Consider the following 1949-nt stretch of genomic DNA (forward strand, 5'->3'; position numbering starts at 1 on the left):
GCCACCACCACCCGCACCCCCGCCTCAGCCAGCACCCGCCCCACCCGCACCACCGGCCACTCCACATCCACCGGCACATACGCCGCCCCCACCTTCACCACCCCCACCAACACCGCCACCAACTCCACCGACCRCTCCATCACCACCCCAACCCGATCACCAGACCGCACCCCAGCCGCCACCAAATCCCGCGCCACCCGATTCGCCGCCGTGTCCAGGCGCGCGTAGGTCAGCGTGACGTACCGGTCCTGCGCAACCCAGTTCGCCGCCGTGTCCGGGTGCGTGTGGGTCAGCGTGACGTACCGGTCCAGCACTGCCACCGCGTCGGGACACTCGGCCACCCGGGCGGCGAACGCCCCGGTCAGYGTGCCGTCGGCCACCGCGGCCCCGGTGTCGTTCCACTCCTGGAGGACCCGGTGACGCTCGTCCGCACCCAGCACGGGCACCYGGCTGACCCGCAGCGTGGGATCGGCGGCGACGCGCTCCAGCACGCCCAGCAGACGTTCGGCCAGCCTCCGCACCGTCGAACGGTCGAACAGGTCGGCGGAGTAGCGCACCACGCCCTCGATGCCGGCCGGTGTCCCGGCGGCGGTCCTGCGTTCCTCCAGGCTGAAGGACAGATCGAACTCGACGGCGTCCCCGTCACCCTGGACCGGCCGCACAGTCAGTCCCGGCAGTTCCCACGGCGTGTCCAGCGGCACGTTCTGAAAGGCCAGCAGGACCTGGAAGACGGGGTGACGGGCGCGGCCACGGAACTCCTCGGCCAGCCGCTCGAACGGCACGTCCTGGTGGGCGTAGGCGGCCAGGTTCCGCTCCCGCACCCGGGCCAGCAGTTCCTCGAACGAGGGGTCGCCGCTGACGTCGGTACGCAGCAGCAGGGTGTTGACGAAGAAGCCGATCAGGTCGTCCAGCGCGGTGTCACCGCGGCCGGCGACCGGCGCCCCGATGGGGATGTCGGTGCCCGCGCCGAGCCGGGACAGCAGCACCGCGATCGCCGACTGGACCACCATGAACAGCGTTCCCCGGCCGCCGCGCACGAGGTCGGTGAGCCGGGCGTGCACCGCGGGGCTGATCCGGATCGGCACCTCACCACCGGTGAAGCTCGCCACGGCCGGGCGCGGCCGGTCGGCGGGCAGGGCGAGCTCGGCGGGCAGGTCGGCCAGTGCCTCGCGCCAGTAGGCCAGTTGCTCGCTGATCAGGCTGTCCGGGTCGGACTCGTCGCCCAGCAGGTCACGCTGCCACATGGCGAAATCGGCGTACTGCACCGGAAGCGGCTCCCACGACGGGGCCTGCCCGCGGGACCGCGCCGCGTAGGCCGTGRGCAGGTCCCTGGCCAGCACGCTCATGGACCAGGCGTCGGTCGCGACGTGGTGGATGACCAGCGACAGCACGTGCTCCCGCTCGGACAGCGCGAACAGCCGGGCCCGCAACGGCGGCTCACGCCCGACGTCGAAGCCGCGGCCCGCCTCGGCCGCCAGCAGACCGGGCAGCTCCTCCGCCGCGGCGAAGACGATCACGAGTTCGGGGTCCTCCCGCAGGATCTGCTGGCGGGGGACACCGTCGGTGTCGGGGAGCACGGTGCGCAGGGCCTCGTGCCGCCGCACGACATCGGTCAGCGCCGCCTGTAACGCCGATCGGTCGAGGTCTCCGCTCAGGTTAAGCGCGTACGGCGTGTTGTAGACCGCGCTGCCCTCCTGGAGCCGGTTGAGGAACCACATCCGGGCCTGGCCGTACGACAGCGGGATCACGTCGGGCCTGGGCCTCGGGACCAACGCGGCGCGGGCCGCGCCGCCCTCGCCGACCAGCCCGGCGACACCGGCCGGGGTGGGCTCGGCGAACAGCGCGCGGATGTCCATCCCGACGTTCAGCTCGGCCTGCACGCGAGCGATCAGCCGCATGGCCAGCAGCGAGTCGCCGCCGAGGTCGAAGAAGCCGTCGTCGGCCCCGAC

The 1949-nt window shown here is 72.8% G+C and carries 1 protein-coding gene; it reads right to left on the bottom strand.

The features are described from left to right. Window positions 1-1949: condensation domain-containing protein (locus CcI156_RS23665; RefSeq protein ID WP_139341619.1), on the bottom strand; the 1949-nt coding region annotated here is incomplete at both ends.

The sequence above is a fragment of the Frankia sp. CcI156 genome (assembly GCF_001983015.1).
GTDB classification, from domain to species: Bacteria; Actinomycetota; Actinomycetes; order Frankiales; family Frankiaceae; genus Frankia; species Frankia casuarinae.